Origin of the sequence: Aeromonas sp. 97A, from assembly GCF_051919185.1 — a bacterium.
Lineage (GTDB): Bacteria > Pseudomonadota > Gammaproteobacteria > Enterobacterales > Aeromonadaceae > Aeromonas > Aeromonas veronii.
Map to the genome: position 1 here is coordinate 4006479 of NZ_JBQBFF010000001.1, position 25917 is coordinate 4032395.

General features: G+C 59.9%; 22 protein-coding genes, 1 tRNA gene and 1 pseudogene. 9 read left to right on the forward strand and 15 right to left on the reverse strand.

Features of this window, described 5'->3' with window-relative positions; translation table 11 throughout:
• Positions 1-137 precede the first annotated feature (137 nt).
• Together lptF and lptG are read left to right on the forward strand one after the other, a co-directional pair.
• A pseudogene (gene lptF / locus ACTG27_RS18265) lies at positions 138-1248 on the forward strand (LPS export ABC transporter permease LptF).
• 25 nt (positions 1249-1273) lie between these two features.
• The gene (lptG, locus tag ACTG27_RS18270) at positions 1274-2344 is read left to right on the forward strand and encodes an LPS export ABC transporter permease LptG (RefSeq protein ID WP_201943768.1); all 1071 of its coding nucleotides are present in this window, start codon (positions 1274-1276) and stop codon (positions 2342-2344) included.
• Positions 2345-2418: 74 nt separating this feature from the next.
• Here the strand turns inward: lptG and ACTG27_RS18275 are convergent, their stop codons facing one another.
• Entirely contained in the window at positions 2419-2952 is a 534-nt protein-coding gene (locus ACTG27_RS18275) for an RDD family protein (RefSeq protein WP_199258924.1), read from the reverse strand.
• 143 nt (positions 2953-3095) lie between these two features.
• Here ACTG27_RS18275 and ACTG27_RS18280 point away from each other — a divergent pair.
• Positions 3096-3181, forward strand: a tRNA-Leu gene (locus ACTG27_RS18280).
• Between the two features lie 239 nt (positions 3182-3420).
• Here the strand turns inward: ACTG27_RS18280 and ACTG27_RS18285 are convergent.
• From ACTG27_RS18285 to ACTG27_RS18320, 8 genes are all read right to left on the reverse strand, one after another.
• Positions 3421-4044, reverse strand: coding sequence for a PepSY-associated TM helix domain-containing protein (locus tag ACTG27_RS18285; RefSeq protein ID WP_439980132.1), 624 nt, complete (start codon positions 4042-4044; stop codon positions 3421-3423).
• Between the two features lie 64 nt (positions 4045-4108).
• Entirely contained in the window at positions 4109-6151 is a 2043-nt protein-coding gene (locus ACTG27_RS18290) for a TonB-dependent receptor (RefSeq protein ID WP_439980134.1), read from the reverse strand.
• A 293-nt stretch (positions 6152-6444) separates the two neighbouring features.
• A complete protein-coding gene (locus tag ACTG27_RS18295) occupies positions 6445-7482 on the reverse strand; it encodes an acyltransferase family protein (protein WP_439980135.1) in 1038 nt (345 codons plus the stop codon).
• Between the two features lie 223 nt (positions 7483-7705).
• Positions 7706-8617, reverse strand: coding sequence for a D-alanyl-D-alanine endopeptidase (gene pbpG / locus ACTG27_RS18300; RefSeq protein ID WP_224969311.1), 912 nt, complete (start codon positions 8615-8617; stop codon positions 7706-7708).
• Between the two features lie 260 nt (positions 8618-8877).
• Positions 8878-10344 carry a glutamate/gamma-aminobutyrate family transporter YjeM gene (gene yjeM / locus ACTG27_RS18305; RefSeq protein WP_439980136.1) on the reverse strand — a complete coding sequence of 489 codons (1467 nt, stop codon included), beginning with the start codon at positions 10342-10344 and terminating at the stop codon, positions 8878-8880.
• A gap of 435 nt (positions 10345-10779) precedes the next feature.
• Positions 10780-11658 carry an EamA family transporter gene (locus tag ACTG27_RS18310; protein ID WP_416245413.1) on the reverse strand — a complete coding sequence of 293 codons (879 nt, stop codon included), beginning with the start codon at positions 11656-11658 and terminating at the stop codon, positions 10780-10782.
• A 33-nt stretch (positions 11659-11691) separates the two neighbouring features.
• On the reverse strand, positions 11692-12612 hold the full coding sequence (locus ACTG27_RS18315; protein WP_101530548.1) for an ABC transporter substrate-binding protein: 921 nt from the start codon (positions 12610-12612) through the stop codon (positions 11692-11694).
• A gap of 120 nt (positions 12613-12732) precedes the next feature.
• Positions 12733-13788 carry a porin gene (locus ACTG27_RS18320; protein WP_021231817.1) on the reverse strand — a complete coding sequence of 352 codons (1056 nt, stop codon included), beginning with the start codon at positions 13786-13788 and terminating at the stop codon, positions 12733-12735.
• 221 nt (positions 13789-14009) lie between these two features.
• Between ACTG27_RS18320 and glpX the strand changes: the two genes are divergently transcribed.
• Both glpX and ACTG27_RS18330 read left to right on the forward strand, forming a co-directional pair.
• Complete coding sequence (glpX, locus tag ACTG27_RS18325) at positions 14010-15020, forward strand: class II fructose-bisphosphatase (RefSeq protein ID WP_005336386.1); 1011 nt, start codon at positions 14010-14012, stop codon at positions 15018-15020.
• Positions 15021-15154: 134 nt separating this feature from the next.
• Positions 15155-15406: a YkgJ family cysteine cluster protein gene (locus ACTG27_RS18330; protein WP_005336384.1), complete on the forward strand. Its 252-nt coding sequence runs from the start codon at positions 15155-15157 to the stop codon at positions 15404-15406.
• 70 nt (positions 15407-15476) lie between these two features.
• On the opposite strand, the gene ACTG27_RS18335 is transcribed toward ACTG27_RS18330, so the two are convergent.
• From ACTG27_RS18335 to hemC, 4 genes are read right to left on the reverse strand one after another with little or no spacing between them, the layout of a single operon-like run.
• Positions 15477-16640: a heme biosynthesis HemY N-terminal domain-containing protein gene (locus ACTG27_RS18335; protein ID WP_439980138.1), complete on the reverse strand. Its 1164-nt coding sequence runs from the start codon at positions 16638-16640 to the stop codon at positions 15477-15479.
• A gap of 10 nt (positions 16641-16650) precedes the next feature.
• Positions 16651-17700, reverse strand: a complete 1050-nt coding sequence (locus tag ACTG27_RS18340; protein WP_005336380.1) for a uroporphyrinogen-III C-methyltransferase — start codon at positions 17698-17700, stop codon at positions 16651-16653.
• Complete coding sequence (locus ACTG27_RS18345; RefSeq protein ID WP_439980140.1) at positions 17697-18431, reverse strand: uroporphyrinogen-III synthase; 735 nt, start codon at positions 18429-18431, stop codon at positions 17697-17699. Before ACTG27_RS18345 ends, ACTG27_RS18340 begins: the two co-directional genes overlap by 4 nt.
• Complete coding sequence (gene hemC / locus ACTG27_RS18350) at positions 18428-19357, reverse strand: hydroxymethylbilane synthase (protein ID WP_162628450.1); 930 nt, start codon at positions 19355-19357, stop codon at positions 18428-18430. Before hemC ends, ACTG27_RS18345 begins: the two co-directional genes overlap by 4 nt.
• A 323-nt stretch (positions 19358-19680) precedes the next feature.
• Between hemC and ACTG27_RS18355 the strand changes: the two genes are divergently transcribed.
• A complete protein-coding gene (locus ACTG27_RS18355; RefSeq protein ID WP_021231823.1) occupies positions 19681-22200 on the forward strand; it encodes a class I adenylate cyclase in 2520 nt (839 codons plus the stop codon).
• Positions 22201-22266: 66 nt separating this feature from the next.
• Here ACTG27_RS18355 and ACTG27_RS18360 read toward each other — a convergent pair whose 3' ends face one another.
• Positions 22267-22920 carry an alpha/beta hydrolase gene (locus ACTG27_RS18360; RefSeq protein WP_439980142.1) on the reverse strand — a complete coding sequence of 218 codons (654 nt, stop codon included), beginning with the start codon at positions 22918-22920 and terminating at the stop codon, positions 22267-22269.
• Positions 22917-23231, reverse strand: a complete 315-nt coding sequence (cyaY, locus tag ACTG27_RS18365) for an iron donor protein CyaY (RefSeq protein WP_069554181.1) — start codon at positions 23229-23231, stop codon at positions 22917-22919. Before cyaY ends, ACTG27_RS18360 begins: the two co-directional genes overlap by 4 nt.
• A gap of 73 nt (positions 23232-23304) precedes the next feature.
• Here cyaY and lptM point away from each other — a divergent pair, with 73 nt between their 5' ends.
• The 3 genes from lptM to dapF all read left to right on the forward strand — a co-directional run bounded on the left by lptM (position 23305) and on the right by dapF (position 25857).
• Positions 23305-23481, forward strand: coding sequence for an LPS translocon maturation chaperone LptM (gene lptM / locus ACTG27_RS18370; protein WP_201947173.1), 177 nt, complete (start codon positions 23305-23307; stop codon positions 23479-23481).
• A 32-nt stretch (positions 23482-23513) separates the two neighbouring features.
• Positions 23514-24764 carry a diaminopimelate decarboxylase gene (gene lysA / locus ACTG27_RS18375; protein WP_439980143.1) on the forward strand — a complete coding sequence of 417 codons (1251 nt, stop codon included), beginning with the start codon at positions 23514-23516 and terminating at the stop codon, positions 24762-24764.
• Between the two features lie 262 nt (positions 24765-25026).
• Positions 25027-25857: a diaminopimelate epimerase gene (gene dapF, locus ACTG27_RS18380; RefSeq protein WP_005336371.1), complete on the forward strand. Its 831-nt coding sequence runs from the start codon at positions 25027-25029 to the stop codon at positions 25855-25857.
• Positions 25858-25917: the final 60 nt, after the last annotated feature.

A 25917-nucleotide genomic window follows, 5' to 3' on the forward strand; every position in this document is an offset into this window, starting at 1 on the left:
TTATTGAATAATGCGGTGCTTGTTGGGGTATCAGAGGCGGAGCGAACAGCCACAGGCTCCGCAGTTCAAACTGGTAAAAATCCAATATACGGCCCTATTTTTCAGGCATTCGACTAAAAACACAAGTTTACTTGGGAATGACTGTGATCGTTTTCCGATATTTGTTCAGGGAAACCCTGAAAACCCAGCTGGCAGTGTTATTCGTATTGCTGCTTATCTTTGTCAGCCAACAATTTATCAAGATCATCGGCGATGCCGCCGATGGCGAGGTGCCGACACGTCTGGTCTCCACCCTGCTGCTGCTCAACTTGCCCAATATGGCGCTGTTGATGCTGCCTATCAGTCTCTTTTTAGCCATTTTGTTTGCCCATGGTCCTCTACGCCGAAAGCGAGATGACGGTGATGCATGCGGTCGGCTTCAGCCACCGTTTTGTGATGCGCAGCGCCATGTTGCTGGCCTTGCTGACGGCGGTGGTTGCGGCGTTCAACACTGGCTGGATCGCCCCGCAGGCCAAGGAGCGCGAGTATCAGGTGATCGACGAGTTCAAGTCGGATCCGGGTATCTCCTTCCTGCAGGCTGGCCGCTTTATGGAGCTCGACAAGGGGCGTCTGGTTGCCTATATCCAAGATTTGAACGACAACGGCTCAAAACTGCAAAAGATCTTCGTGCTGCAGCGGGCGGAGGGGAACAATCCTCCCTCGGTGGTGGTGGCGACCGAAGGGGTGGTGACGGTCGATGAGAACGGCCTGCAGTGGCTGACCCTGATGGATGGCTCCCGCTACGAGGGGAACTTCTCCGGCAAGCAGTTCCAGATCTCCGATTTTCGCGAATATGGTCTGGTGATCCGCCAGCAGGAGATGGAACGTTCCAACCGCAAGGCAGCGGCCAAGCCGACCATGGAACTGTTCGGTACCCAGGACAACGCCATGATGGCGGAATTGCAGTGGCGTATCTCGCTGCCCCTCTCCATTCCGGTGCTCACCCTGTTGGTAGTTCCGCTGGCGCGGGTCAATCCCCGTCAGGGGCGCTACGCCAAGCTGTTGCCGGCCATCATGCTCTATCTCTCCTACTTCCTGCTGCTCAGCGCCGCCCGTTCGGCCATCGACAGCGGTCGGCTGCCCTACTGGCCGGGGATGTTCCTGGTGCCGCTCGGTTACCTGCTGTTTATCGGCCTGCCCCTCAATCTGCAGGGCACCAGCTGGTGGAACGGGGTGAAAGGGCGCTATTTCAACAGAAAATCAGCATGATGCTGCAACATAGGAACTTCTGCTGATGTTTGGCATTCTCGATAGATATATCGGTAGGGTCATCTTTATGTCGATCCTGCTGTGTGAAATCACGCTGGTTGGTCTGGCGGGGCTCATCAAGTATGTGGAGCAGCTCAAGTCGGTCGGTGACGGCAACTACGACATGATCAACGCCCTCTACTATGTGCTGCTCTCCATGCCCAAGGAGGCGGTGCTCTTCTTCCCGCTGGCCGCGCTGCTGGGTGGCCTGATTGGTCTGGGTCAGCTGGCGACCAGCTCCGAGCTGGTGGTGATGCAGGCGGCGGGTCGATCCAAGATCAGTATTGTAATGGCGGCGCTCAAGACGGCGATCCCGCTGATGATCATGGTGGGGCTGATGGGGGAATATGTGGCCCCCATCGCCAAGCGGATGGCCGATGACATCAAGGCGGGCGCGCTGTCCGAAGGTCGTCTGACGGTTTCCGCCTACGGGGTGTGGGCTCGCGATGGCAACAACTTTGTCAATATCAACGGGGTGCGTAACGATGGCGCCCTCACCGGCATCACCCTCTATCGCTTCACCCCCGAGCGCAAGCTGATCGACGTGGTGCAGGCGCAGGAGGGGGTGTTTGAGCGTCACCACTGGCTGCTCAAGCAGACCCAGGTTACCCGCTTCGACGACCCGACGCAGATCCGCAGCGAGCAGCATGACAAGATGGAGTGGAGCTCAGAGTTGACGCCCAAACAGCTGGGGGTGGTAAGTATCGACCCCGAGAACCTCTCGGTCTCCGGTCTGCTCGATTACATCGGCTATCTCGATGCCAACAAGCAGGATGCCGGTCGCTACAAGTTGGAGATGTGGCGCAAATTGCTGTCACCGCTCTCGGTGGTGGCGATGATCCTGCTGGCCTCCTCCTTCATCTTTGGCCCGCTACGCTCGGTGAGCATGGGGGCTCGGATGCTGATGGGGATCATGACCGGCTTTGCCGTCTATGTGAGTGATCGGGTGTTTGGCCCCATCAGTCTGGTCTATGCGGTACCGCCGATTCTGGCGGCTATCGCGCCCAGCCTGCTGTTTGGCGGTATCTCCTTCTACATCCTCAGCCGCAAGCAGTAATCCGCACGAGGTTATGAGGAAATGCAAAGAGGGCACCTGTTGGTGCCCTCTTTCGTTGCTGCATTGCTTCGGTATTACTTGTTAAGCAATTCCAGATTTTCCTGCTTGCTCAGCACGATCACTTCGCACTCGGCCCAGATATCCTGAAACGCCCGCGGACGCTGGCGGTTGAACAGGCACATCAGGTTGCCCAGACCAAAGGCGGCGGTGGCGAGACGGATCAGCGCCTGGGTAACGCGGATGTGGCTGCCATCCTCGTTCTGAATGCGCAGCCGCCAGGCGCGCATGCCGACGGTCTGGCCAGCACGGGTCCAGAACCAAGTGTAGAAACCACAGATGACGAAGGCGAGCCACAGGGTGTAGATCAGGCTCAGGTGGTGGCGGGTAAGCAACCAGACGGTATCTTCACCCGCCGGTACGCTTGCCATGCCGGTGATCAGCAACAGCTTGGCGACACCCATGCCGATAAAGCCGGCGATGATCAGCAGCGAAGTCACTACCAGCGCATCATAGATGAGGGCGCCGAGGCGACGCAGCAGACCCGCTGACGGGTATGGCTGAGTGGCGGGAGAGGGGGATTTTTGTTGGACTTTTTTAGGCTTGGCCATCGTTTTTATTCCATTAAGATGATGGCGGCATTCTATGTAACTGGCCCCGCATCGGCAAGGCGTTGAATAAATGAACAAACGGGAGTGTTCAATCGAAAAACACCTTGCATGGCATCGCGCCATTCGTATAATCCCTCGCAGTTGCCCGGGTGGCGAAATCGGTAGACGCAGCGGATTCAAAATCCGCCGGTGAATAACCGTGTCGGTTCGAGTCCGACCCCGGGCACCATCAAATTCATGACAAAAGGCCATCAGCAATGATGGCCTTTTGTTTTTTGGCGTTCCTGCGCATTGGTGCGTTACTGTTGAGCAGGCAGTACTTCCCGTTACCTCTTGGTATCCCTTCTCTTTTTCCGCTCCCCGTTATTTCCTTGTCTTGATATAGCCGCTGACGGCATCACCGCCAGCGGCCTGTTTCTATTGCGGTTTTCTTTCCAAACCTTGCGGCATCAGATCATGATTGCTGCGTTACCCCAGCAGGGCAAACAGCAGGGTGCCGAGGCTGCCAGCGAGTGTCAGCGCGATGATGGCTCTGGGTGTGCCGTGCAGCTTGGTCCACATAAACAGGCTGGTGAGGGCCAGCAGCAGCAGAGCCAGGGCGGCGATATCGCCAAACAGCTGCCAGCCGAGGCCGGTGCCCATGCCGCGGTGCAGCCGGTTGAGGCTGGCGGCAAAGTTGGCCAGTTGCAGGTCGGTACGTACCAGCAGGGTACCCTCAACATAGCTGGCGGCCACGCTTTGGCTGAGGGTGACACCGCGCATCTCCCACTTGGCGGGCAGGGTGAGCGAACCGTGTGGGGTGGGCAGGGTCTGGGCCGGGGTGATCATGGTTCGCCCGTCGGCAAATGTATCGGGATAGCGCTGTTGCAGCAGGCTTTTCAGCTGCTCCGGGCTGGCGAGTGGCGCCTCCAGCACTATCTCTTCACTCGATTTGTCGGTGTGGGGGCCGGGAATGGGCAACACGGCACGGTGTTGCAGCCAGAGGCCGGTGATGCCGTACATCAGCATCAGGGCGAGGGTAAAAAAACCGGCCCAGGCATGGAGGCGGCGTACCCATTTGTTGTTGTGAAGGGGAACTCTTCTGCGTTTCATCGTGGTTGCTTCATAAAAAAACTGGCCAGCAAGGGCTGGCCAGTCGGGGTGGTTGTCACAGAGATCAGAAGCGGTAGGTTCCGGTCAGGCTCAGCTGACGGGGCGTACCCGGCATGATCTGGTTGGCACTGGTGGCGCTGACAAAGTACTCGTGGTCGGTCAGGTTTTCGGCGCTCAGCTCGGCTTCCCACTGCTGCCAGCGATAACCGGCGCGCGCATCGAAGCGGGCGTAACCGGGCAGTGTGGTGGTGTTGGCGTTGTCGGCGAAGCGATCGCCCACCGCCGTCACGCCGGTTTCACCGAACCAGCCCTGCTCGCCACTCTTGTAGCCGAGATAGAACTGACCATTCTGACGGGAGACGTTCATCGGGCGCTTGCCCTGCAGATCCGCATCCGCCTTGACCTGCTCCGCATCCTGAATGGCGAAGCCGCCACGCAGGTAGATCTCGTCGGTCAGCTCGGCACGGGCGCTCAGCTCGATCCCTTCGGTTCGTTGCAGGCCGGTAAGGATCACCTTGGTGGGATCCAGCGGATCCTTGGTGCGCTTGTTGTACATCTCCAGTCGATAGAGGGAGAGAGTGGTCGCCAGCTTGCCGTTCAGCCAGTCACTCTTCACACCTCCTTCGTAGAGGCGGGTGTGCTGGGGTTCCAGCCCGTTGTTCTTGTCACCCGGGGTGATGCCGATCAGCTCGCCGCCCACCGGAGTGAAGGTCTTGCTGTAGGAGGTGTAGAAGGCGTGATCCTCGAGGGGATTCCACACCAGACCGAGGCGCGGGCTCAGGCTGTTGACCGAGACGCTCTCCTCCTTGTTGAGGTCGTAGCGGCGACTGGTGACGGTGAAGTCGTCACGGCGCAGCCCGCCCACCAGATGCCAGTCACCCAGGCTGAGCTGATCCTGAAGATAGACGCCATTACCGCGCACCTTGTGTTTGGCGTCGCTGGAGAGCTTCATGGCGCCATTGTAGGTGGGCAGCGAGCCCGGATCGTAGAGATTGCCAGACGGGATGGCGGTGGCGTTCTGGTAGAGCTTGGGTGTGCGCTCCTGCCAGTTCTGCTCGAAGCCGACCAGCAGGCGATGCTCCACCGGGCCGGTCTGGAACAGACCTTCGGCCTCGGTGTTGCTGATCAGGTTCTTCGCTTTCAGATCCTGCTGCCAGCGGGAGCGGGTCACCTGATCCCCTTTGACGCTGGTGACATAGGTGTTGTCAAACTGGCTGTCGAGGGTGGAGTACCCGAGCTGCTGGCGCAACTGCCACTGATCGTTGATATCCCAGGAGAGGCGGGAGCGGGTGGATTGCGCCACGTCATCGATGAAGTCGCGGCTGGTATCGCTGTAAACATACTCTCGCGGCACATCGGCCGGACGGCCATTGACCCCGGGAATGCCGCGATCAGGGGTGCGGTCATGTTCGTTGCGCTCGTACTGCACCAGCCAGTTGAGGTTGTCGCTGATCTCCCAGTTGGCGGAGGGGGCCAGCAGAGTGCGCTTGCTCTTCACGCCGTTGCGGAAGCTATCTTTGTCCTCTTGCGCCATGTTGAGGCGCAGTTGCACCTGCTCACTCGCCTCGCCATTGAGGTCGGCGGTTAGCCGCTGGCTGTCAAAGCTGCCAACCCGGGCGGTGACGCTGGACTCCTGCCCTTTTTGCGGCTTCTTGCTGACCCGGTTGACGATGCCCCCCGTGCTACCGCGGCCGTAGAGCACGGCAGCCGGGCCCTTGAGCACTTCCACCCGCTCGATGTTGCCGAGATCCCGGGTGTACTGCATGTCGTCGCGGAATCCGTCGAGATAGAAGTCGTTGCTGGCGCTGAAGCCGCGGATATTGACCCCGTCGAAGCGGGTATCACCGCTTGCGTTGACCCCGGGAATGCCGCTCAGGGCTTCACTCAGCGTAGGTTGGCCGAAGGCGGTCAGCTCGCTGACCTTGACGCTGTCGATGGTCTGGGGAACCAGCTTGGCTGGCGTATTGGTACGGGTTGCGGTGGCAACTTCTTGATGCTGAGAGCGTTTGCCAACCACTGTCATGGTTTCATCGGTGGCCTGGGCAGTGAAGCCGGTGCCCAGCAGTGCCAGCGAGACCAGCGTTCTGCGAAAGTGAGGGTGCTGCATATTCAATATTGACTCTTTGGATGTCGACCTGACGGCTCGAACATATTGATTTAATTATAATTAGCCTGACCCGATTAAACGGGGTGCTAATGATATTGATTTTCATTTGTCTGGCAAGGTGAAAATGGAGGGGGGCATTGGAGGCGGGTTGTGCGGTCGGGGGAGCTCGGCTGAAAAGCAGAGCCATTGCCGCAAACCGCGCGAACGAAGCGAGGGAAAAAGGGCGTAGCGGAAGAGAAAGAGACGAAACGTGAAGAGGCATCCGGCCTGATAGGACGGGCCGGATATCGGACTCAGTGAGTGCGCAGCAGTCGATGGGTGAGGGGCAGGGCCGCCAGCAGGCAATAGGCCAGCAGAGATGCTCCCAACAGCAGCGGTACCTTGGCGATCTCCCACAGGATGGATGCGCCCTGCGGGCCGAATACGAAGAGCCAGACCACCAGCATCATGTGCAGGCAGTAGATCCCGAGCACCTTGGGAGCCTGGCGCTCCAGCCAGCTGCCTTTGCCCCACTCGGGGTTGGCCAGCAGCAGGCCAAACAGACCGAGAGCCCAGGGAAGGGAACCGAGCAGGAAGTCGTGGCGGGTGAGCGGCACTGCGGCGAAGTGCTGCAGCGCCCAGGCTTCACAGCCATAGAGTACCACGCCCGCCAGCAGCAATTGCCAGCCGGTGCGGGCATCGGGCTGCCACTGACGCTGGCGCAACAGGGCCCCGAGCGCCACAAACAGCAGGGAGAAGAAGGGGCCGTTACGGGTGAGCAGTGGCCACTCGGCGCCCAGCAGCGGCTTGGCATAGGAGCCCCCCAGCAGCGCCAGCAGGTAAAGGCCAAGACCCAGCCAGAGAGCGAGCGCTGGTCTGCCAAGCCGGTAGCAGAGTGCCAGCAGGGTCACCGCCATGATCAGGGCTGGCAGGAACCAGAGGTGGATCATGCCGCCCACCAGCCAGCCATTGAGGGGGTCGCCGAGCTGGAATTGCCACTGCCCGCGCAGGGAGGCCAGATAGCCTTGCTGTACGGCATCCAGCGGATTGAACGGCACCAGCAGGTAGACCAGGCTCCACACCAGCCAGAGCAGCAGCAAGGGGCGGCAGTAGCGCCAGGCCACGGTCAGTGGCGCCTCGCGACTCAGTCTCGGCTGCAGAAAATAACCGGCACAGAGGAAAAACAGTGGCACGGCAAAGCGGCATAACTGGTTGATGGTGCCGCTCAGCCAGAGCCAGGATCCACTTCCCCACAGGGCGGGATTGAAGGGATTGGCGAAGGGGGATACGTGAATGGTCATCACGGCCAGAATGGCCAGCACCCGCCCGCACTCGATACTGGAAATACGCATGGTGGCTCGTCGTTACAGGGGTTGTGATGGCACGCTAAAATTCTTACTGCTAGGTTACAACCAATTGATTCTATTAGTGTGATTCACGCTGTTGAGTAGTTACGTTTTGTAACTGGATGGCGGAAGGTGTTACCTGTAACGGGAGCAAGCTCCCGTTTTTTGGGCGCGCTCATGCAGATAAAAAAAGCGAGGCTGGCGCCTCGCTTGGTTGGGAATCTCGAGCTTACTGGTGAGTCAGCATGCTGCTCTGGTTGGCAGCCAGGGTGGTTCTGCCCGAGCTCTCCAGCCAGGTTTTGATCCGCTTGGCATCGGCGACCCTATCGTTGGTGGTCTCGGCATTGAGCAGCACCATGATCACCGGCTCACGATTGACCTTGGTGCCCAGCACCAGACAGCGGCCCGCTTCGCGGATATAGCCGGTCTTGGAGAGGGTGAACTCCCATTGCCCTTCGCGGATCAACCGGTTGGAGTTGAGGTAGTGCAGCTGACGCTTGTTGGTGCGCACATAACTCTGCTCGTCGGTGGAGTACTGGCGGATCAGCGGATAGGAGGCCGCTGCGGCGGCGAGTTTGGCGAGATCCTGCGCGGTGGAGACATTGCGCGGGTTGAGCCCTGTGCTGTCGGCGTAGCGGGTATTCCACATCCCCAGCATGCGGGCCTTGGCATTCATCGCCTCGACAAAGGCACGCTGGCCGCCGGGATAGTGGCGGGCCAGCGCCGAGGCGGCGCGGTTTTCAGAGGACATCAGGGCGATATGGAGCATTTCGGCGCGACTGAGCCTGGAACCGATGGCCAGGCGCGAGCCGGTTCCCTTGATGCGGTCGATGTCGGCATTGGTCACGGTGAGCATTTCGTTGAGGCGCAGGTTGGCATCCAGCACTACCAGCGCCGTCATCAGCTTGGTGAGTGAGGCGATGGGCATGACCCGGTTGCCGTTGCGCTCGGAGATCACCTCGCCGGTTCTGTGGTTGGCCACCACGAAAGCGGCCGAGCTGAGGTTAGGCACATCCCGTCGCTCGAGAAAGCCGCTGCTGCTCTTGCTGCTGGCGGAAAAGGGGTTGGCATGGGCACTGTCTATAGTGGCCGGCAGCATTACTGCGCCAAGCAACAGGGGAAGGAGGGAACGCATCATCATGATCAGCTCTACCGGACGAAATACAGGGATATCTCGCTAAGTTATATGTCGTGAACTGGCGCTTCACAATCATTCTCACCTTGATATTGATAATTTACGGCGTTGAGCGTGCTCTGACGGCGAGGAGAGCGTAAAGGGGGTCTCCATAGAGTCTTTTTTTTGCATTGAAACTATGGACTGGCCGTGATGGCGAGCGGAAGCCAGCGCTAAAAAAATCGGGACCAGAACGGTCCCGATAGGCATGGAGCATTGCTTGCCGTTTAGTGGGTATCTTCCTGCTTGATCTTGAAGCGCATAGCGATCACCACGAACAGCAGCGGGCCAATGATGGTCCAGACGCCGGTGGAGATATCGCCGGAGATAAAGGGGGCCACCACGGTAAAGACGTTGCCGAAGGCGACCAGGATCAGGCTGATGATGGTGGCCAGCAGTACCGAGCCGGTGCTCTTGAAGAAGATCAGGTCCTTGCCCAGCGCCGGGTTGTTGCGATAGCGATACCAGGCGTAGATGAGGAACATGTAGGGCAGGGTCATGCCGACGTTGGTCATGGTGATGATCAGCTCATAGAGGGCGGCGGCCCCTTCCGGGTTGATCAGGGTAAAGATGGATTTGGCGGCAATGAACAGACAGACCACCCAGGCTTGCACCTTGAGGGCTTCAATGCGCACGCCATTCTCGTTCTCGCGCTGGAAACGCTCCGGCCAGAAGTAGCTCGGGGTGCCGGTGATGAACTGGCGCAGCGGCGCGTAGGAGAGGGCGATAAAGGCACCCAGATAGCTCAGGAACATGCCCAATCCGGCAAAGCGCATGAACACCTGTCCCAGCCACTCGCCACCAAGATGGCGCCCCAGCTCCAGCATGATGATGAAGAGGGCGGAGAGAGAGGTGATCCCCTCGGCCGGGAAGTCGCTCCAGCGCATGATGGAGCCGACCGCCAGAAAGCCGATGATGTAGCAGAGCACGATGAAGGCGCCGGAGAGGAAGATGCCGCGCTTGAGGTCGCGCTCGGGGTCTTCCAGCTCGTCAGCCACCCCGGCCATCGCCTCGACCCCGCCGTAGGCGAAGATGGCGAACACCATAAAGCCGAGGAAGGGGATGATGTCGTTGAAAGCGGCATTGGGAGACGCCGTCAGCGATGCCTGGGTGAAGGGCTCCTGCAGAGTCATGCCGCTCACCGCGAAGGTGAAGACGCCACCGACCAGCAGCAACACGTTGAGCGCCACTACGGAGAGGCCGCCGATGGCCGCCACCTTGGCGAAGCGGGCGCTACCCAGGGTGATGAGCTTGGTGACGGTGGCAACCAGCGCGATGGCGACCACACCCAGAATAAAGGGGCCGAAGTCGATGCCGGTGCCCAGGGTGACCGGGATGACGGTGATGTCGCGGCCAAACAGCATGAAGGAGAGGGGCACCCACATGGAGAGCGCCTTGCCAAACATCCAGATGACGTAGGAGGCGAACCACATGGTCAGACCGATAAAGGCGAATCGGGTCGAGACCGAGTGGCGCATCCAGGTAAAGATACCGCCCGCCTCTTTGCGAAAGCCGGTGCCGAATTCGATCATCATCAAAATGAACGGGATGAAGAAAAACAGACCGCCGATCACGAACATCGGAATGGCGGCATATCCCATTCGGTAAAAACCGATCCCGATATTAGTGACGCCAAATACCGATGTTAATATCATCAATATAAAGGCGCCCAACTTCAGCTTTTTTGCTGACATATTAAAAACTCCCTGATGGTGCTGGATTTAAAATAATCAAAAATTAAACAGACGAAACTGGGCCCATTAATAACGCGGTAGCGCCATGCCATCCTGCTCTGGCGGGCGCGATCGGGTCATCTCTGACCGGGCTGGCTTACCCGTCAGGCGGTCAATGAATGTATGGGCGCAGCGGCATGGTCTGTGCCATGCGCGCTATTGGTCAGCGTTGCCGAAAATTAACTGTGAACGATTTTATCATTAATGCTGCTGGGCAGGTAAGTTTCCCGAATGAAGCTGTGGTTGAAATAAACAGACCTGCCAGTTAATTGATACGTTGCGGATGTAAACATTTACGCCCGTGCCGACACTTATTTCCATTATTGGTATTCGGCATATTTGGCGGAGTGAATTACGCCATCCTGCCTGATAAATACGCACCAATGGCGACAGGGCTTATCCTCCCAGCCGGGTCAGCAGCACACCGCCAGTGATAATGGCCGCCGCCGTCAGCCGCATGCGCCCGAGCGGCTCTTTCAGCAGCCAGACCGAGAGCAGCATGGCAAACAGCACACTGCTTTCGCGCAGAGCCGCGACCACGCCAATGGGGGCTTGGGTCATGGCCCAGATAACAATCCCATAGGCGAGCAGTGACATGGCACCTCCTGCCATTCCCGCCATCGCATGGCGACGGATCTGGCGCCATGCGTTGCGTTTCTGGTGGACGATCAGCACCAGCAGCATCGCCAGCCCGGTACTGGCAAAGAGCCAGAGGGTGTAGCGTACCGGTTCACCCCCTGCGCGGGCGCCGGCTCCATCCGAGAGGGTATAGGTCGCTGTGAACATGGCCGTGATCAGTGCTGCCCGAACCGCTTTGCTGGCAAGGCGCTGCTGCCCACCTCGCCAGGCCATCAGCAAGACCCCCATGATCAGCACGCAGGCGCCGATGATGCCGCCGTAACCGGGGTAGTCCCCCAGCAATATGGCACTTAACGCCATGGCGAGCAGCGGGGCACTGCCACGGGCCAGCGGATAGATCTGGCCAAAATCGCCCTGATTGTAGGCATGACTGAGAAACAGGCAGTAACCGATATGGAGCAGGACTGAGAGGCCGAGCCAGGGCAGCTCGGCAGCAGAGGGAAGCCCCATGGGCAGCAGCGCCACGGCGGCGATAAGCCCTGAGAAGATCGCCACCAGTGACACCCCCACCAGCCGCTCTTCGCCAATTTTGACTAGCGCATTCCAGCTGGCGTGAAGCAGGGCTGCCAGCAGAACGGCAAAAAAGACGGTGGTGCTCATGGGAAAGGACTCTCGGGCGATGGGGGTCAACAGCATACCCGCCCGGAGCCTGATTGGCCGAGATCTTTATCAAGGCTTCGGCTTTGCGGGGCTCGCCTCCTGCGTGGTGGCGTTACCCAGCTGCCCCAGCACCAGTTTGGGATGGGGGTCGGTCTGCAGCGGAATATCCTGCAACTCTGTTCCCTGCTGATGGCGATGGATGATCCCGGCGGCCATCTTGCCCAGCGCCTCGTAGCTGCTGATGGTGCCAACGCTGCAGCCGTGCTCGACGAACAGCTCGGCACTGCAGATGGTAGGGATGGCAGCTGCGTTGAGCGCATTCAGCAGGCGGGGGGCGATGGAGAGCAGATAGCTGTCTGCGGCCAGAAAGACGATGTCGTTTTTGGCATCCTGTTGCAGCCGCTTCAGTTCGTTGTCCAGCCGCCGTGGGTCAGGGGCCATTCGCCAGGTGACCATCTGCCACTGATAGCGTTTCGCTTCATTGAGCAGCATATCGGCCACCAGCAGGGTGTTCTGCTCACGGGGGTTGAAGGGTAGCAGCAGCCGTTTTCCGGTGGCCAGATGCTCGCTGGCGTTGGCCAGTTGCAGTGCCATCGGCACCATGTTGCTTACCCCGGCTACCATGCTGTTCTGGGCTTTGTCTTCCGAGAGGATGTCTGCCCCGACCGGATCGGAAACCACATTGAAAATCAGAGGCTTGCGGTTGGCCACCAGACTCTTGGTCATGGTGGTGGCGGTGGTGCCAAAGGTGTAGATGTAGTCGTATTCGGCCAGTTTCGGCAGCATCTGCTGGCGCAGCATGGTTGCCAGCGCCGTACGATCCTGATCGGCGTTATAGGTGGTGATGGTGGCCTGATAGCCAAGGCGGGTCAGCTCTGCCCGAAAGCCAGCTTCGGCTGCGGTTTCACCGCGCCACAGCACCATGGCGATAGAGAGGGCGTGAGCGGGAAGAGCCAGCAGTAACAGCAGGACGAAAGGTAGCCTGACCATGATCATCTCTCCGGCGATACATCTACTGTTGAGCCTAGGCCACTTTCTCCGGTCGTGAGCGACGCCCAGCAAAAAGCGCGATGGCAAGCCATCGCGCTTTGGGGATCCGCAAAACCTCGATTAGAAGTCGTAGCGGGCAGCCAGCTGGAAGTCATCCTTGACGTTGAGCTTGCCGCTCTCCTTGCTGTCCAGATTGTTGATACGGTACTCGCCAATTACCCGCAGGTTCTTGTTGAATTTGTACTGGGCACCCAGGGTGTAGTAATCCACGTTGTCTTTCTTGATGCCAGCCTTGTCCTGCTCCTGTTTGTTCCACAGGGCCATCAGACCGAAGCCGTTCTCGAAGTTGTAGCCCAGCGCGGCTTCCCAACCGGTGTGATCGGTGCCGGTCGCCAGGAAGTCGCTGCCATCGGCATAGCTCAGGGCAGCGTAGGCGGCCTTGTTGTCGAACTTGGCGGAGATCAGCCACAGCTTGGCATCTTCTTCACCGCTCTTGTCGCGGATACCGACGTTGTAAGCGGTACCCAGAGACAGGTTGAACGGGAAGGTATAGGCCACGGCAGCACCGTAGGCGGCGTCGCTATCCTTGCTGGTGGTCTCTTCGGTGTCACCACCGTCGAACTTGTAGCTGGTGTCGAGCTGGAAGCCATTGAACAGGCCGGAGTATTTCAGCACGGAACCGGCGCGGTTGGTGGCGAAGGTGTCGGTCTTGGCGCCCAGCGCGTCGTTGCCGTAGCCGTCGGAGAGGGAGACATCAGTCCAGTCGGCCAGGAAACCCGGGGCCCCTTTCTGGCGACCGAAGGTCACGGTGCCCCAGTCAGCGCCGACACCGGCGAACGCCAGACGGGTGCGCAGGTTGTCGGAGTTCTCGCTGATGGTCTTCTCGCTGTCATTGATATACATCTGTACTTCGTACTGAGCCAGAGCCTTCAGGCCGCTCTGGATCTGGGTCTCGGCCTTGGCGCCGAAACGGACAAACTGGTTGGCACCCTGCTTGTCGCTGTATTCGCTTTTCGGTTTGCCGCTGGCATCCAGTTCCTTCTTGTCACCAAAGAAGTGGCCAGCGTAGATACGGCCATAGAGATCCAGCATGGAGGTGTCATTTTTGTACACTTCAACGGCTTGAGCCTGGAAGGCTGCGGTGAGAGCCAGTGCCACTACAGTCAGCTTTTTCATCTTAATCCCTTGTGGTGTTGCAAGCTTTTGTTTTGAAAACGGGGTCATGCTAGGCAGCAGGGATGACAGTGGGGTGACAGTTGGATGAAGAGTCGATGGCAATTGGGTTGCAATTGGATGAATTGGCTACATTCTTGCTCACAGCGGCTACTTTTGTGCGCAAAGGTTTGCCCTTGTGGTAGAATGCCGCCCGTTTTCGAGCTCCATAGGTTGGATATGCGATGAGACGTGAACTGGCAATCGAGTTTTCCCGAGTGACGGAAGCGGCTGCACTGGCTGGCTACAAGTGGCTCGGACGTGGTGACAAGAATATCGCTGATGGGGCGGCCGTAGCGGCCATGCGCCACATTCTCAACCAGATCGAGATCGATGGTGAGATTGTGATCGGCGAAGGTGAAATTGATGAAGCGCCGATGCTCTATATCGGCGAGAAGGTCGGTACCGGACACGGCGACGCGGTGGATATCGCGGTCGATCCCATCGAGGGTACCCGCATGACCGCCATGGGTCAGGCCAACGCGCTGGCCGTGCTGGCGGTGGGCGACAAGGGTTCTTTCCTGAAAGCGCCTGACATGTACATGGAAAAGCTGATCGTCGGGCCCAAGGCCAAAGGCGCCATCGACCTGGATCAGGCTCTCGAGCTGAACCTGAAGTCCGTGGCCAAGGCGCTGGGCAAGCCGCTCTCCCGTCTGACCGTCATTACCCTGGCCAAGCCGCGTCATGACAAGGCAATCAAGGAGATGCAGGGTCTGGGCGTGCGGGTGTTCGCCATTCCTGATGGTGACGTTGCTGCCTCCATCCTCACCTGTCTGCCGGACAGCGAAGTCGACATGCTGTATGGCATTGGCGGCGCACCGGAAGGGGTGATCTCCGCGGCGGTGATCCGCGCGCTGGATGGTGACATGCAGGCCCGTTTGGTGCCGCGTCACCGGGTCAAGGGCGACAGCCCGGAAGTGCGTGCGCTGGGCGAGCAGGAAATTGCCCGCTGCGAAGCGCTGGGCATCGATGTCAACAAGGTGCTCAAGCTGGAAGACATGGCGAAGAATGACAACGTCATCTTCTCCGCCACCGGCATCACCAAGGGTGATCTGCTGGATGGCATCACCAGCGATGGCGTGATGGCGACCACCGAGACCCTGCTGATCCGTGGTAAATCCCGTACCATCCGTCGTATCAAGTCGATCCATTACCTTGAGCGCAAAGACAGCGTGGTACGCGATATCATCCTGTGATGATGGCTCGCTGAACCGGCTGTGTTGTCTGAAGCCCGATCGCCCGTGCGGTCGGGCCTTTTCTTGTGCGCCAGCTACGTTTGTGCCGCCGCTTCGGCTATGGTGGCTCAGACCGTCCCAAAGGAGTGGAGTCTATGGAGTGTCGTAGTGGCTGCGCTGCCTGTTGCATCGCCCCCAGTATCAGCAGTGCCATTCCCGGTATGCCAGATGGCAAACCGGCTGGCGTCCCCTGTATCCAGCTCGATAGCGCCCTTGGCTGCAAGATCTTCGGTCAACCGGAGCGGCCGGCGGTGTGCGGCGGTTTTCGCCCCATGATGGATGTGTGCGGCAGCCACCGTGCCGAGGCCATCTGGCTGATCGGCGAGCTGGAGCGGCTCACTACCTGACGAGGGCAGGGCGAAGAGATAAAAAAAGAGGCCGCATCATGCGGCCTCTCGCGTTTCTGTTTGCCGGGGATCAGACTCCCGCCAGTTCCAGTGCCTGACGATAGTACTCGTTGGCCTTGTTGGTGAGGCGGCGTTTGTCCATCAGCTGGCCGAGAGCGTGATAGGCGGCGGCGCTCGGCGCCCGCTCCACCTCCTGCTCCAGCAGCTTCTGGGCATCGTCCAGCTGACCGGCCAGCAGATAGAGCTGGGCCAGTGCGGTGTCCACCTCCGGTTGCCCCTGCTGTTTTTGCAGCAGCGCCAGCAGCGGCTGGTAGCTGTCGAGTTTCAGCTTGGGCAGGCGAGTCAGCAATTGGGGCATCGGCTGTTTGCGCAGCGCCTCCTGCCACAGGGTGGCGGCTTCGCCGTCGGCGCCCAGCTGGCGCAGCAGATCGCCGTAGCAGGCCAGCAGCTCTGGCTCGAGGCGCAGCTTGCGCGGCAGATCCTGCCACACGGCTTTGAGGGTCTCGAGGCTGCCGGCAGCTTGTCGCAGGCGACCAGACCAGGCCTGTTGCAGCAGCTCTTCTTCCTGTTTCGGGGTCAGCTTGCCCACCTTGTGCAGTGCCGGGATCAGGTCGCACAGGGCGCTCCAGTCCTGACGGGCCAGATGTACCTGACGCAGCTGATCCAGCACCATGGGGTGGCGCGGGTTGAGGGCGTAGACCGACTCCAGCATCGCCAGTGCGGTATCGTACTGGCCCTGCTCGATCTGCAACTGGGTCTGGGTCAGGGTGAGCGCCAGCTCGGCCTTGGGGTTCTCCTCCTGCGCTTTTTGCAGGTATTGATCCCGGCGGGCGTCGTCACCACGGGCCTGTGCCGCCTTGGCGGCGCTCAGGTAGTTGAGCAGCGGGGTGTCGCTGTTGCTGGCTCCCTTGATCATCAGCTTTTCAGCCTGACTGTAGTGGCCTTCGGCCATTGCCAGGGTGGCGGCGACGGTCTGTTGATTGGCCTTGCGGCGGCGGCGCGAGCCGTACCAGCCGAGGGTCTTGCGGCGTAGGCCGAATACCCGTCCCAGCAGCCACTCGATGATCAGCAGGGCACCGTAGAACAGCACGGCCAGGATCACCGCGCTGGTGACGGAGGATTCGATGGTGTAATTGCCAAGGGCAATCAGCACATAGCCCTTGTTACCGGAGGCTTGCGGGCCAAAGATCAGCCCTGCGACCATCACGGCGACCAGAATGATTATACGGATCATGGTCCCCTCCTCAGCTGCTGGCCAGAATGCGTTGCAGGCGTTCGGTCAGTACCTGCTCCAGCATGGCCTGGGTCTTGAACTGGGCCGGATAGTCAATCTGGATCTGCTCACCCTTTAGCTTGTCGATCTCGCCCTGCATGTAGCGGGTGGCGCTGTTGTCGGTGTCGAAATATTGGGTCAGCCAGCGCTGGGCCTTGTCCAGGCTGTCTTCGTAGAGTGCCTGCTGCTCGCGGTAGACGGAGAGCTGGGCCTGCAACAGCTTGGTCTTGAGGTTTTCACGCAGGAAGATCTCCTGCTGCGGCGAGAGCAGCGCCTCGACCGCGCCATCGCGGCGACGGATGGTGACGAAGTTCTCGGTGAACTTGACCCAGTTCTTCTTCAGGTTGCTCTCCCACTCGTCGGGATTGGTGCTGACCGCCTGATCCGGCTCGGCCTTGGCTTCCGGCATGCTGACGGTGGAGAGGGGCAGCAGCTCGATCTGGTCGGACAGTGCAGCCAGCTTGAGGGTCAGCCCCTCGCGGTCGATGCGCGGCATCCCCTTGAGCTTGGCGATATCTTCGGCCAGTGCCTTGCGGATTGGCATCAGGCTGGGGTCGTTGAGGGCGGCGATCCGCTCGTCGGCATTGCCGAGCAGGGTGATGGCGGAGACAAGGTCATGCTCCAGCCACAGTTTGCGGCCCGCCATCCGTACCAGATATTCGGATTCGGCCAGCATCCAGTCGTTGGGGCGCTTGTCATTCAGGTCCAGTACCCGGTTCTGCAGACCCTGCATCTCCCCCTGCAGCCGCTGCTGGGTTTGATCCAGCGCAGCCAGCTGCTCGGCATCCTTGCTGCTGGTCTGGTCGATCTTGCTCAGGGCGCTCGCCAGCTGCTGCTTGAGTTGGGCCAGTTCGGCCTGCTGGGCTACCGCATTCTTGTGACCGTGCAGATAGAGACCGCCGGTCAGGCCAAGGGCCAGCAGGATGGCGACCCCTCCCAGTACGGCACCGGAGCGGCTCTTGCTGCCATTGACCGCAGCGGTCGGCTGGGGTTTGACCTGGGATTCTTGTTGTTCTGTCATTCCATCTTCCTCAGTTCCAGTGCGGCCGTCAGGGCCTGGTTGGATGCACCTTGGGCAATCGTGATATGGATAAAGCCCGCGGAGTGGGCCATCTCGGCCACGCGCGGGCTGGGGACCACCAGCAGGCGGTCAAAAAGCCAGGGCCGCTGGTGGTCGGGAACCAGCTCCAGCAGCCGTTGCAGCAGTTCACCACTGGTAATGAGCAGGCTGTCCAGCCCTGCTGCCTGCCAGTGGCGGGTCAATCTGTCCCCGTCTAGCTCGGGGTAATGGCGCTCATAGGCCGCACAATAGTGCACCAGAGCACCGCGTGAGGCCAGTGTGCTGGCGATGAGATCCCGCCCGCCATTGCCGCGCAGGATCAGTACCCGTTTGCCTGCTACCTGCTGCAGGGCGGGCAGGGCCAGCAGCCCTTCGCTGCGCGGGTCATCCGGGCAGATCGCCGCGATGCCGATGGCGGCAAACGCATCTGCGCTGGCCTGACCCACCGCAAAGTACTCAATATGTGGCCAGGTCTGACCAGTTTGCAACAGAAAATCGTGTGCAAAATGAACGGCATGGATGCTGACGGCGATAACCGCGTCAGCACTGCGCAGCAGGTCGGGCAGGAGAGGGAGTTCGCTGCCCGCCACGGTTTCCAGCAGCGGGCAGCAGAGTGGTGCATGGCCGAGCTGGCGCAGCAACTGCACCAGCTCGGCGGCCTGAATGGCCGGACGCACCACCAGCGGGGTCATGCGCGGTAGACCTCGGCCAGGATCTCGTCGGCACCGGCGGCCAGCAGGCGCTGGGCCAGTTGCTCGCCGAGGGCCTCTCCATCGGCCAGCGGACCGCGGATCTCGTCGCGGATCACCTGGGTGCCATCGGGACTGCCCACCAGACCACGCAGCCAGATCTGCTCGCCCTCGACCAGTGCGTAGGCACCGATAGGCACCTGACATCCCCCTTGCAGGGCGCGATTCATGGCGCGCTCGGTCAGCACCCGGGCGCGGGTCTCGGCGTGCTCCAGCGGCGCCAGCAGAGCGTGCAGCTCAGTATCGTCGAGGCGGCATTCGATGCCGACAGCCCCCTGACCGTTGGCGGGCAGACTCTGCTCCGGCTCGATAAAGGCGGTGATGCGGTGCGCCATCTCCAGTCGTTTCAGACCGGCGGCGGCGAGGATGATGGCGTCGTACTCACCGGCATCCAGCTTGGCGAGGCGGGTGTTGACGTTGCCACGCAGGTCGCGGATCACCAGATCTGGGCGGGCGGCGCGCAGCTGGCACTGGCGGCGCAGGCTGGAGGTGCCGACCACGGCCCCTTGCGGCAGTTCGGCAATGGCCTTGAAACGGTTGGAGACGAAGGCATCGCGGGGATCTTCCCGCTCGCAGATGGTGTGCAGGCCGAGCCCCTCGGGGAACTCCACCGGCACATCTTTCATGGAGTGAACGGCGATATCGGCCCGCCCTTCCAGCATGGCGGTCTCCAGCTCCTTGACGAACAACCCCTTGCCACCGACCTTGGCCAGCGGGGTATCGAGGATCTTGTCACCCTGAGTGCTCATGGGCACCAGTTCGACCTGCAACTGCGGGTGCAGGGCTTCGAGCCGGTCTTTGACAAAGTTGGCCTGCCACAGGGCCAGCGGGCTCTTGCGAGTGGCAATTTTCAGGGTTCGGGCTGCCATATCAATCAGTTGTTTCATTTTTAGAAGGAAATCGATATTACCACCCTTTGCCCGGGCTTTCATGGCGGAGCCGGCAAAAGCGGGGCCAAGCTCAAAAATGCATGCTGAAAATGATTTTCATTAAGCAAGTTGTGTTGATTAATTCATTGAATGTATTGGAATTTAATGATTTCCCCTGATACTTGATGTGGTCATACCAGAAATAATCTGGTGTTTAGCTGAAGGCTTGTTTACCACCGCTGTTTGCATTGTTAACATGATCACACTTTTTTGACGTATCCCCCTTTTGGTGCGTCATTTTCACTTAGGTGATAGGCAGGGCATTGCAGGAACACATCGATACGCTGGTTGCGCGTTATGACGATATTACCCGTCTCAAGACGCAACGGGCGTTAGGCCTCATGAGTCGCTATGGGCAGCAGGTATTCCAACTGCTGCCTGTCATGCTGCACTTCAATCATCCCCTGCTGCCCGGTTATGTCTCCGGTGATGTCCCTCATGGCATCTGGAGCTTCAGTGCCACCGCCGAGCAGCAAGCCTTTATCGATGACCTCTGCCGCAACGCCAACTGCCAGAGTGGTCTTGCCACCCATGATCGAGCCATTCAGGGGCTCTACTCCATGGGCAGCACCTCCTCCATCGGTCAGTGCTGTCACTCCGATCTCGATATCTGGGTCTGCCACGTGGCCGGTTTGTCACAGGAGCGGCTCGATCTGCTGGAGCTGAAATGCCAGCAACTCTCCAAGTGGGCCGAACAGCGCGGGGTCGATCTCAACTTCTTCCTGATCCCGGAAGACAAGTTCCGCCAGACCAACGATGCCCAGATGCAGGGGGAGAGCTGCGGCAGTGCCCAACACCTGCTGTTGCTCGACGAGTTCTACCGCAGTGCCATGCGTATCGCGGGCAAACGCTTGATCTGGTATCTGGTGCCCACCGAATGTGATGATCACTACGATGAGTATGTGAACGAGCTGTTCGAGAGCGGCAAGCTCAAGCAGGACGACTGGCTCGATCTCGGCAGTTTTGACCGTATTCCGGCTGAAGAGTATTTCGGTTCCGCCCTGTGGCAGCTCTATAAGGGGATCGACTCTCCCTACAAGGCGGTGCTCAAGTCGGTGCTGATGGAGGCCTACTCCCACGAGTATCCCAACACCCGCCTGCTGTCGATGATTGGTCGCGACTGGTTCCAGCACAACGAGGGGATGCACTACCGGCTCGACAACTACTGTCTGATGCTGGACAAGGTGACCAACTACCTCAAGTCCATCGGCGACATGGCGCGGCTCGATCTGGTGCGCCGCTGCTTCTACCTCAAAGTGTGCGACGGTCTCAGCCATCCCAAGGATGATCACTCCCCCGAGTGGCGCCGCGAGCAGATGAGCCAGCTGGTCTCCTACTGGGGCTGGAGTCAGGACAAACTCTATCAGCTCGATCATCGCCACGAGTGGAAGATCGAAGAGGTGAAGATCGCCCACGCCGAGCTGCTGGAAGCCCTGATGCAGAGCTACCGCAACCTGATCCAGTTCGCTCGCCGCAACAACATCAGCGAGTCGATCAACCCGGAAGATATCGGCATTCTGTCGCGCAAACTCTACGCCGCGTTCGAGAGCCTGCCGGGCAAGGTGCAGCGCATCAACCTCAAGATCGCGCCGGATCTCAGCGAGCCGGATCTCAGCTTCGTGCAGGTGCCCCACGGTCGCCTCAACCGCGCCGGCTGGTATCTCTACAAACATTCGCTGGAGCCGGTGGACATCATTGGTCGCGCGCCGCTGGAGTTCAACGGTTACATCAGCAAGCTGGTCTCCTGGGCCTACTTCAACGATCTGCTGACCCCCCAGTCGCGGGTGCACCTGTTTAATCAGGGCTCGGATCTGCACATCGACAATCTGCACCAGTTCTGCCGCGATCTCTCCGGCTGCTTCCCCGAGAAGTACCCGCTGGCCACCAACCTGGCCCTCAGCCGACCATGCGAGATCCGTCAGCTCTCCATCTTCCTCAATCTGGAGATGGACCCGACCAGTCACTGGGTCGGTCAGGTGATCGAATTTGACGCCAATACCGTGGATGTCTTCTCGTTCGGTCGTAATCAGGAGTGTCTGGTGGGATCTGTGGATCTGGTCTACCGCAACTCCTGGAGCGAGATCCGTACCCTGCACTTCCAGGGGGATGAGGCCGTGGTCGATGCCCTCACCACCATCCTCGGCAAGATGCATCAGGATGCTGCCGCCCCCGAGATGATCGAGGTATTCTGCTACAGCCAGCACTTCCGCTCTCTGGTGCGCTCCCGCTTCCAGACCCTGGTGGCGGAGTGTATCGACCTGCGCCTTGCCCGCGACAAGCAGCAGCTGGTCAAGACCATGGCCCTTGGCCGCGAGAAGTACGGCATCTTCTTCGAGCGGCGCGGGGTATCGGTGAAGAAGCTGGAAAACGCCATCGATTTTTACCGTCACATCTCCCACAACAAGCTGGATCATCTGCCGCTGCGGCTCGACAAGACCCACAGCCAGCATCTGCCGAGCATCGTCGATGCCTACGCCAGCGAAGGGTTGGTGCAGTTCTTCTTCGATACCCGGGATGCGGGCACCAACATCTATATCCTCGATGAGGCGAACCGGGTGGAGATCTACCAGCACTTTGCCGGCAACAAGGATGAGCTGGTAGCGGGGGTCAACCGCTTCTACACCTCCAATCACGAGCGGTTCAGCGATGATGGGCAGTTCATCAACTTCAACCTGCCGCAGTACTACGAGATAGTACAAGTGAATGGCGAGCTGGATGTGATCCCCTATCGCAGTCAGGGCACTCTGCGCGAACAGGTGCCGCCCGCTCGAGAAGTGGGCTGACCCGTCAGTTGGAATCGCCATAAAAAACGGCCTGCAGATGCAGGCCGTTTGCTTTGCCGGAAGGGCTCACGCGCCGAGGCGTGCCAGCAGCCAGCTGCGAATGTCGCCCAGCTGCGGGCGGCAGATCTCGTGACGCATCGGGTACTCGTGCCACTCGGGGATGAGTCCGGCGCTTTCCAGCCGGTTCTTGGCATCCCAACCGAGCGACAGGCTCACCACATCGTCATAGATGCCGTGCATATAGCAGATGGGCAGAGTGCGAGCAGCCTCGCTCATCTCGCCGAGCAGCTTGTCTGGGGCAGCCAGATAGGTGGACATGCAGAGCAAGCCCGCCAGCTGTGCCTGATAGCGCAGCGCGGTGAAGGAGGCAATCACCCCGCCCTGAGAGAAACCTGCCAGCACGATATGCTCGGGGGCAAACCCGTCGGCCACCAGCTGATCGAGCAATGCGGCAATCTGGTCGGCTGATTCACGGACATGGGACTCCACGGCCCGCTCGGCGGGATCCTCGAAGCTCTTTATGTCGTACCAGCCGCGCATCTTGTAGCCCATGTTGATAGTGATGGGGCGCTCGGGGGCATCCGGCAGCAGGTGACGCACCGGTAGCTCGGCGGGCAGATCCAGCGCGTCCACCAGCGGGGCGAGACCGGCGCCGGAATCACCCAGCCCATGCAACCAGATCACCGCGTGACGGGCGCCCTGCGGGTGCAGGTCGATCATGGGAACACCACCTCTTCGCCCGCCTGGGCGGTGCAGGATTGGCTCAGCAGCGCCTTGAGTTCGTGGCCGAAGCGGTTGTCGATCCAGGTGTCACCCTGCAGTTCGAAGTGGAAGCCGTTCTCGCGGGTGGCGACCCAAATCTGGTGCAGTGGCTCCTGCTTGTTGATGATGACCTTGGTCTTGTTCTCGAAAGAGAGGGTCAATACGCCGCCGTTGCGTTCGCAGTCGATATCCGGATACCCCTCGTCGAGCGTGTCTTCCACATATTGGAAAAAGGCGTCGGTCAGGGCGTGATACTCGTGATCCTTCATCGGTTTATCCTGTTGCTTTTAACAATGTGAGTGCGATTATAGAGGGCCAAAAATTTTTTCGCAGCGAACCATTATGATCACCCAGTTCACCAAGTGTCTGCTTGCCACTCTTCTGTCCCTCGGGTTGGCCGCGTGCGGTCTGAAGGGGCCGCTCTATATGCCGCCCCCCGAGCAGCCACAGAACCAGAGTACACCGCAAGCAGTACCGCCTGCGACCTCCGAGGCTGCCACCGAGGCCGCGCCGCACTAATGCCGCACCCATTCTAGGAAGGAACCGCCCCCTTGGATCACTTTAACTACGACGCCGACGGCCAGCTTCAGGCCGAGCAAACCTCGCTGCAACAGCTTGCCGAGCAGTACGGTACCCCGCTTTACGTCTACTCCCGTGCGACCCTCGAGCGCCACTGGCATGCCTTCGACAAGGCCGCTGGCGATATTCCCCATCTGATCTGCTATGCGGTGAAGGCCAACTCCAATCTGGCGCTGCTCAACCTGCTGGCCCGACTGGGCTCGGGGTTTGACATCGTCTCCGGTGGCGAGCTGTCGCGGGTACTGGCGGCGGGCGGTGATCCGGCCAAGGTGGTCTTCTCCGGGGTGGCCAAGAGTGAAGCGGAGATGCGCCTGGCGCTGGATAAAGAGATCCTCTGTTTCAATCTGGAGTCGGAAGCCGAGCTGGAGCGCCTCAATCGGGTGGCGGGCAGCATGGGCAAGAAGGCTCGCGTCTCGGTGCGGGTCAATCCGGATATCGATGCCGGTACTCACCCCTATATTTCCACTGGCCTCAAACAGAACAAGTTCGGCATTCCCATCGAGCTGGCGCCAGCCATCTATCGCAAGGCGGCCGCGATGGCGAACATCGAGATCGTCGGGGTCGATTGCCATATCGGCTCGCAACTCACTGAATTGAATCCCTTTATGGAAGCGGCTGACAAGTTGCTGCGGCTGATCGATGGTCTGGCGGCGGAAGGCATTCATATCCATCATCTGGACGTGGGGGGCGGCCTTGGGGTCAACTATGGTTCCGAGCAGCCACCCCATCCGACCGAGTATGCCGAAGCGCTGAAGCAGAAGCTGGCGGGCCGGGATCTGACCCTGCTGTTCGAGCCGGGCCGCGCCATCGTCGCCAATGCCGGCGTGCTGCTGACCCGGGTCGAGTACCTGAAGCCGGGCGAGACCCGCAACTTCGCGTTGATCGATGCCGGCATGAACGACATGCTGCGCCCCTCGCTCTACGGCGCCTGGATGAACATCATCGAGGTGGATAGCCGTGCCAGCCATGCTCCCGCGATCTATGACGTGGTGGGCCCGGTGTGCGAGACCGGCGACTTCCTCGGCAAGGAGCGCACACTGGCGATTGCCGAGGGGTCGCTGCTGGCAGTGCGTTCGGCCGGTGCCTACGGCTTTACCATGTCATCCAACTACAACACCCGTCCGCGCGCTGCCGAAGTGCTGGTGGATGGTGCCGAGGCGCACCTGATCCGCGAGCGTGAGCAGTTGGCCGATCTCTGGCGCGGTGAGCACCTGCTGCCCTGATGCAGTAGATAGAGATGACAGAATTTTACAGCCCTGACAGCACAGGAGTGCGCGATGTGTACAGATTGTTCCAGGATGCATGGGGCTGTGGCCAATGACTTCATAGTGGTTGATGGTGAGTATTTACAGCCCTAACAGCACAGGAATGCACGATGTTGACAGATTGTTCCAGGATGCATGTGGCTTTGGACAACGACTTCATGGCGCTTGGCGACCCTTGGTTCGGTGAATTTTTACAGCCCTAACAGCACAGGAATGCACGATGTTGATAGATTTTTCCAAGATGCATGGCTTGGGCAACGACTTCATGGTGGTGGATGGCGTCACCCAGAAGGTATTTTTCAGCAATGATGTCATCAAGAAGCTGGCAGATCGCCACTTCGGGATCGGCTTTGACCAGCTGCTGCTGGTAGAGCCGCCCTATGACCCTGAACTCGACTTTCACTATCGCATTTTCAATGCCGATGGCAGCGAAGTGGAGCAGTGTGGCAACGGTGCCCGCTGTTTTGCCCGTTTCGTGCGTCTCAAAGGGCTGATCAACCGGGATCGCATCGCGGTCAGTACCGCCCGGGGTCGCATCGTATTGCAGCTGGAGGGGGAGAATCAGGTCACGGTCAACATGGGGGTGCCCCAGTTTGAGCCGGGCAAGATCCCGTTCCGGGCCCAGAAGGCAGAGAAAACCTATCTGCTGCGGGCGCAGGAGCATACCGTGATGTGTGGCGTGGTCTCCATGGGCAATCCCCACTGCGTCATCGAGGTGCCTTCGGTCGCCGATGCGCCGGTCGAAACGCTGGGTGCCATCATGGAGCGCCACGAGCGTTTTCCCGAGCGGGTCAACGTTGGATTCATGGAGATGGTCAATGCCACCGAGATCAAGCTGCGTGTATTCGAGCGGGGCTGTGGCGAGACCCTGGCCTGCGGCACCGGTGCCTGTGCGGCGGCGGTGATTGGCATCAGTCAGGGCAAGCTCAAGGAGCGGGTCACCGTCAGCCTGCCGGGCGGCAAGCTGACCATCGCCTGGAAGGGGCCGGGCCAGCCGGTCTATATGACCGGTCCCGCCGAGCATGTGTTTGACGGCCAGATAGAGGTTTAGCCGATAAAGGTTCAGGTACGGGGGGCGTTGGCCCCCTTTGCCCATGATGTCGGGGCAGCG